Source organism: Paenibacillus sp. P4_E11, assembly GCF_056401635.1.
This window is the reverse complement of the sequence record NZ_JBFUIX010000160.1, coordinates 1-6,871: the sequence shown is the minus strand read 5'-3', so window position 1 is coordinate 6,871 and position 6,871 is coordinate 1. Positions and strand designations below refer to the sequence as shown.

Genomic DNA, 6,871 nt, shown 5'->3' with positions numbered 1-6,871 from the left:
GTCCAGCCCGTATCCGTAAAATAGGTGCTTGCAACGACGGTATTGGCCGTTTTGTCGAAAATATCCACGTAGCCGTTCGCCTTCCCGGCTCCCGGATCTTCCGCCTTTCCGTAGAAGGACAAGACATAGTCGGAATTAGGCACATAGGTAAATTGCTGTTGGGCATAAATAGGCGTGGTCCCGTCGGTTTTCAGGGTCAGTCCTGCATCGCCGGCATACGCTTGGGACAAATCTCTGTAGACGCTGCCGGCTACCGTTCCAGGATCGGCCTCCCAGCCAACCGGCAGGCTCGTGTCGTCCGGATTAACGGTTTCCATCCCGTTGTTCACCAAATTTTGTTTCCCCCAGGCGATAAGCGGACCTAACGTGTAATAACGAACGTACGGATTCGTTTTCCAAATTTCTTCCCCGACCCGGTAAATATCGTAACTGCTGTCGAACTGGACCAAATTCCCCCAACCGAACATCACCGGCGTATACGTCGACCAATTTGTGGACGGATTCGTTATATTTTCGCCCCACATCGAATAATTGAGCAGCGGGACGCTGTGCGATCCGTTCCATATTTTATCTTTGAAGTTATTGACCAGCTTGCGCGGGTAGCTGTCGTCAAAAACGAGGCCTCGATTGTAAAATTGCAGGATGGCATCGACGGTAATGTTAGCATGGCTTGTATCCTCGGCATAAGGGACCGCTGTGGCATAGGGGCGCTTCGCATCGTCCGCCGTCAGGCTGTCCCAATATTTCCAATACAAATATTTGTGATCGCCAGGATTGCCGTCCCTAATTTCGAGATGATTTTTCACAGTGGTCATGATCTTGACGGCCTGATCGAGATAGGTTTGCTTTTTGACGGGATCGCTCTCCGTATCCGCGAGACTTAGGATGACGACAGCCATATTCTCATACTGGTTTTTAGGCAGGCTCATATCTTGCAAGAGCGCGGTGCCCGCATTGGCCGGTGACTTATACGCAGCTTCCGTTGGCGATAGCTCCACATAGTAAGGCTGCCATTTCTCGTAGACGTTTGCCACGACATAAGCCCGGTAGGTATTCGCTTTTGCCGCATACGCCGCAAGTCYGGGATCCTTGTTTACCGTTTTTACAAAGCCCATCGCCGCATTACCCAACATGGTGTCATGGATTTGATATTCAGCATTTCTGGCAAACTTAACGCTGTCAAAATAGGCTTTCCAAGTCGCGTCCGAATAGCTTTTTAACCCAAGCTTTACGGTAATCACGTCAGTCCCGTTGGCCGGAGCGCCGAACGAAAGATTATGATAAAGCGTCAATGGATTAGCCGGATCGAATCCTGTCCAACTCGTATTATTGAATTCGGCGCTTGCTATTTCCTGCTGCGCAGTCTCGTTGTATACGATGACTTTCCCGAAAGCATCCGCCTTGTTCGTTTTCCCCAAAAACTTCAATATATATGGAGCACCAGGATCATACCCTTCTACCCGATATTCCACGTATCCTTGCGTCGTCCCGTTGCTGTTTATGACCAAATACGGAGAGGCATCGAACGTAATGTCTGGGTTAAGGTCCGCGTAAGCCATATCCGGTGTAAGCGAATGGAGCTGCCACCCTCCTATATTTCTTGTAAAATGAGGCGTAATCGTCAAATCGTCAACATACGCTTCCCAGCTACTGTCGTTATAGCTTGGCAGCTTTAGGCGCACGTATATTTTGTCGCCTGCGGCCGAAGGCGCTGTAAAGCTTAAGCGATAGTTTTTCCAAACATTGCCCGAAATCGTCGATTGGCCGACTACGGCCGATGTCGTTTCGTCATAGATCTCGACGACACCATTGGCCATGGTAGAATTCATCCGCCCCTGGAACGTCAGCATATATTTGGCGCCTGGTACAAGGTATATTTGTTGCTTCAACATCTGCTCATGTTGCGTATTGCCGTCCGATCCGATCACAAATCCGTACGACCCTGAAGTAGACTGTGTATTCGCATTGGATCGGTATGCTTTTCCTGACGTGGTCGTATTGCCCCTTGTCCACAAATATGGCAGCGTCGCATCGCCGGCAGCGGCCAATTCCGCTGTGCCATTGACGATGGCGTCCAAATAACTGCCGCCTAATTTCAGCTCCACATTGTCAAACGAAGCTTGAGAAGGCCCGCCTGCTAACGATTGGTAGTACAGTCTAACCCTCACGTTATGGCCCGCAATCGCCGGCATCGCGAACGGGTCCGTCGAGATCGTCGTCCAAGCCGTGCTGGTCGTCGTTTGGGATTTAAGCACTTTGGAATCCGTATAATCATAGATTTCGACTTTAGCTCCATTGGTCGCGACATTCGTTTTAGCTCGCGCCGACAAGATATACACGTTGCCGGGAATATAGTCGACTTGTTGTTCGAGCACCTTCCATTTGCCGGGATCGTCATTTTTTACGACAACGCCGTAAGCCCCCGTGCTGTAGTCGCCTGAAGTGCCCGAACGATAGATGGAAAGCTCCGTCGCGCCGTTCCATCTTGACCAACCGTAAGGCAGCAGTCCGTTGGCAGGTGAATCGGCTTGTTCAAAGCTGGAATTGACAAGGAAGTTTTGCTCCCCGCGCGTAACCGGCGACGGCTGAATACGAATGTTATCGTAATAAATTCTACCGCCGTGAAGCGTATACGATTGCTGCATTAGCCGCAGCTTGACCGTTCTGCCCGGTATATCGGGAGCGATGAAATCAAACGAATAGTTGTTCCAATCTGTAGAGGAAAACGTAAAAGCGGCAGCCCCGTTTGGATTCAAAAACTGCAAATCTGTAAAATTGTACACTTCCACCCTGCCTACAGCATTCGTACCGCTGACGTTATTCGTTCTGGCATTGAAGGAAACCGTATACCGCATTCCGGGAATGTAACTGATTGGCTGTTCAAGCACTTGCCAGGAATTATTCCGGTCTGTGATGACCAGACTCGACGTACCGTCGTATACATCCGGCATATAGGTCGATCGATAAACAGTCGTATTGTTTACCGTATTCCATCGGGCCCATCCGTCGGGCAGCGTCGCATCCGCAGCGTCAGCCGTTTCGAACCCTCCGTTCACCGCTCTGTCGCTTCCGTAAAGCGGTGCCTCATATCGAAGCTGCTTCACACTCACATCATCCAGAAAGGCGGTTATGGACGAACTTTGCGGAGCGTTGAAGTAATAGCGCAATTTATACTGGTGGGTGATGTCCGTAATACCGAAAGCCACGTTGTACCGCTTCCAATTCGAATCAAAAACAGGTGGGCTCGTTACGATCGTTTTGTTCGCCGTCGCATCGTACACTTCTACGAAGGCGGAATCTTTTATATCGGATGTTTTGCCGTAGAAGGAAAGATAATAGTTTTTTTTGAGCTCCAATGCCGGCAATGTCTGTGTCGCCATCATATTGATGCCGTTATAGGATTCCAGCTTCAAGGCAGCGCTTCCGGAGTGGAATGAATCAGGTTCGGTCGTGCGGGTCACTTTGCTGCTTGTCGGAACGTCGCAGGCAGCTTCGCTTCCGTCGTCATTTTTTACCCCGCAAAACCAGTTGTCTGGGGTATTGACCGTTCCTATCGCTTCCATCGAGCCGTTAGTCACGAGCTCACCTGCATTGTAGTCTGGACCTAGCGTAAAATAGCTGTCATTCCCCATCAGGTTGAGACTCTCCAATGAGGGAATTCCAGCCCAATTTCCCGTCCCCGTCCAGATTCTGCGCCTTTCCCTGAACCGCATCTAAATGGGATATGAACTTGTCCAGCCAATAAGTATCCCCCGACTTGTTATAGGCAAGAAGATAGTTATTGAGTTGATAGCCTTCCGTATAGGCAAGGTTCTCTCCCTCGGAATACACCGTACCGCCTAGGCCATTATTTAATTTTTGATCGAAACGCCGTAAAAGGTCCAAATTTTCATTGGCAGCAAAAATCGATTGGGGAACGAATAAAAGTAAAATGAAAACGCTTGCAATAGAAATTTTGAACAATCGGTTCATGACTTCTCCTCCCTTGAATTTGATCTTCATACCGGATGGCCAGAATCACGCAAGGAGGTTATGAAGTCGTCGGAATCGTAAACAAAGCCATATAACAGCGCTACTTGCCATAGCGCGATTTCTTTGGCACGTTCCTCTCTGGCCGTTTCTTTGTTTTCTATGGCCGTTACCGCCTGCCGAATGGCCGAACACATGACGCCGTGCCGGATCATGTCGTACATCCCCCCGGGAGAAGTCCATAGGCAGCCGTTGATCGTAAAGCCGGTGTAAATAAGGTGATTGATGCCGAAGTGCTGGCACAGGCGGAAAAGCTCATGGGACGTTTCCGCGATCAGCTCGTTGCCGACCGGTTCGGCTTCCCGTGCAAACTTCATCATCGTTCTCCCTCTGGTAATATCGGGTTGATTGTGAGCGCCCGGGAATACGTTGGCCGCACGGAAAGCGCTCAGTTCCTTGAGCACTTCGTCCGCTTCCGCGCGCTCCATACCAGGCGTAGCACCAGCCAGCTCTTTGACAAGCCGATACCCCGGGTAGTGAGAGCTGTAATCTCCGCTCGACACGACGTGGATGAGCTTAAGCGGACTGCTGCGAACTGCCGTCAGCAGCTCCGGAAATACCTTCTCGCAAATGTCGTAAGAACGCAGCAAATATTCGACCCCTCGGTGCYAGCCAGGAAACTGCTCCTGTGTCCCGCAGTTCCATGCGTGCATGACGATGACGGCCGTGCGTTCGGGGTTGAGGGTTAAGTTCGCTTTCTTCCAGCCGCCGAAGCCTTCGCCAGGTACGTCCCGATCGAAGTCGGCATCGAACTGCTGATAATAGTTGGTTGGCAAACGCATCATACTCATACGATCTAAGCTCCCTTCACGTTAAATGGCGGCGCTCTTTCGATAATCCCCGGGAGTCGATCCGAACGTTTTTTTGAAAGTCCGGATAAAAGCAATGGAAGTGGTATACCCTACCTTGTTGGCGATTTCTTGAATGGAAGCGTTACTTTCATGCAAAAGCTTTCTGGCATTCTCCATTCTGATCCGAACCAGAAAATCTATAAAGCCTTCGCCAAATTCCTCTTTAAACAACTGGCTCAAATACTTTCCGCTAATCCCGAATTTATCGTTTAAATAAATGAGTGAGAGATCGGGGTTCCCATATTGAAGTTCGATAAACCGCCTGATTTCTATCAACAAGCTATAGTTGTTTTTTCGCGTACGGTCCAATTCCATATGATTCCACAGATCGCTAAGCAAATGAATGAAACCGGACGCAACCTCTTCAAGCGTTTCGGCCGAATCCATTATATCGAGTACGTTCGGCATAACCTCCTGCTCCCATTTCTTTAACCATTCTGCGGATAGGTCCATCATGACGCGGCGAATGTAGAATACGGTGTAATTGATCAGGTTGTTCAAATCGTCCTTCGTAAACACGCTGTTGCCAATTTCGTCAAAGAGTGTCCGGCACTTGACGGCCCACTCCGCTTCCCCCCTCTTAAACGATTGCACAAACGACTGGACAACCAGCACATGGTTAAAATTGAACATTTCCCCTTGTGAGATGCGATCCATATCATGTGATGCAATGACCCGGTCTTTGCCCAAGGATGCTTTGAATTTGAGGCAATAAAGTGCGGATTCATAAGAAAGAGAAACCTGATAAATATTTTCTACATCGGCGCCCATGCCAAAGGTGGCCGTAAACGGCAGCCTTGTTTTCATCCATTTTCCAGCCAGCTCGCACAGTCGGGCAAACCGGCTGCTCCCTGACTCGGAAGCTTGTAAAATCATCGCCAGGCGATGATCGTCAATCCACTCCATCCAGATGGAGACCGCATGATCCTCTGCAAGCTCGCCAAGACTTTTCTCCACAACGAATTTGAACAGATTTTGGTCCTCGACAGAAAAACGCGAACGAAATGCCGCGTAGCCGTCGATCTCCGCTACCGCAACCGCCGTTGTTTTCCGTCCGAAGTCCGGTACGGTACCTTCACGAAACTCTCCCAATTGTTCCGTCAATATCGGTTGCTTACCGGCCAGAAGGTCAAGAAAGATCGCATGCCGCGTATAAAGCAAACTTTCTTCCACCTGCTTTTCAAATCTGCTCGTTTCCTCTGTCATCGTGACAATGGCTGATTCGATCGTTTTGAATTCGTCAAGGTTTGTTTGAATGCCTTCCCGGGGCTTTTTGATGGCATGCAGCCGATCCAATATTCTTTCCATTGGCTTGTAATTCCTGCGACTGATGAATACAATCCAGACAATTCCGAAAACCACGGATATTAGCCCGATCATTATAGCCCCATAGGTGAAGGCCGATATGGAGCCAAGCAGCCCGATATACTTAAATCCGCCGCGAATTTCAAAGGAAGTGTATCGCGAAGTCAGGCGGGTCAAATCATCCCGGGGAGAATCATCCTTCGGGTCCAGACCGGCCGCAATTATTTTTTTGCCTTGAGCGTCGAATAAGCTCACATAATTAAGGGGCGAGCCGGACATCTCCTCGATCAGCGATTGCAGCCGCTCCACATTAACATTCACAACCATAAAACCGGACGGCGATAAATTGAACTTTCTTGCCAAAGAAATGACCTTGACCGGATGATCGGGCATTTCGGCAAACTCTCGTACGCCTGACCAGTTATAGGGATGATTGTCCTGCTGCAGTCCTTCCAGGAAAGACCGGTCGCTGAAAAGATTCATTTTCAAAATGGAGTTTTCGAGCACCACATCGCCCATATGCTCCGGATCGCGTACGACATAGACGGATTCGATTAGCGGATATTCTTCTCTGATCTGCCTAAGTTTAAGGGCTACATCGTAAGGGGAAAAACCAGTATTCCTTCCCGCAACAATAAAATGTTGAATATCGCGGTTTGCAAGAATTTCTCGCGTCAGGGCTTGGT

Annotated in this window: 4 protein-coding genes; all 4 read right to left on the bottom strand. The window is 49.5% G+C overall.

Going from position 1 to position 6,871, the window contains the following annotated elements; all coding sequences use genetic code 11:
* Positions 1-3,632: carbohydrate binding domain-containing protein (locus AC1DWB_RS29950; RefSeq protein WP_477544757.1), on the bottom strand; the 3,632-nt coding region annotated here is incomplete at its 3' end.
* Entirely contained in the window at positions 3,622-3,972 is a 351-nt protein-coding gene (locus AC1DWB_RS29945; RefSeq protein ID WP_477544756.1) for a hypothetical protein, read from the bottom strand. The genes AC1DWB_RS29950 and AC1DWB_RS29945, both read right to left, overlap by 11 nt.
* Positions 3,973-3,998: 26 nt before the next feature.
* Positions 3,999-4,820 carry a hypothetical protein gene (locus AC1DWB_RS29940; protein WP_477544755.1) on the bottom strand — a complete coding sequence of 274 codons (822 nt, stop codon included), beginning with the start codon at positions 4,818-4,820 and terminating at the stop codon, positions 3,999-4,001.
* 21 nt (positions 4,821-4,841) lie between these two features.
* Positions 4,842-6,871, bottom strand: a 2,030-nt coding sequence (locus AC1DWB_RS29935; RefSeq protein ID WP_477544754.1) for a helix-turn-helix transcriptional regulator, incomplete at its 5' end; no start/stop codon positions are given.

What these genes read in the sequence shown, in the direction of transcription:
- AC1DWB_RS29945 (WP_477544756.1), bottom strand. Translation starts at nt 3,972, where the DNA reads ATGAACCGATTGTTCAAAATTTCTATTGCAAGCGTTTTCATTTTACTT.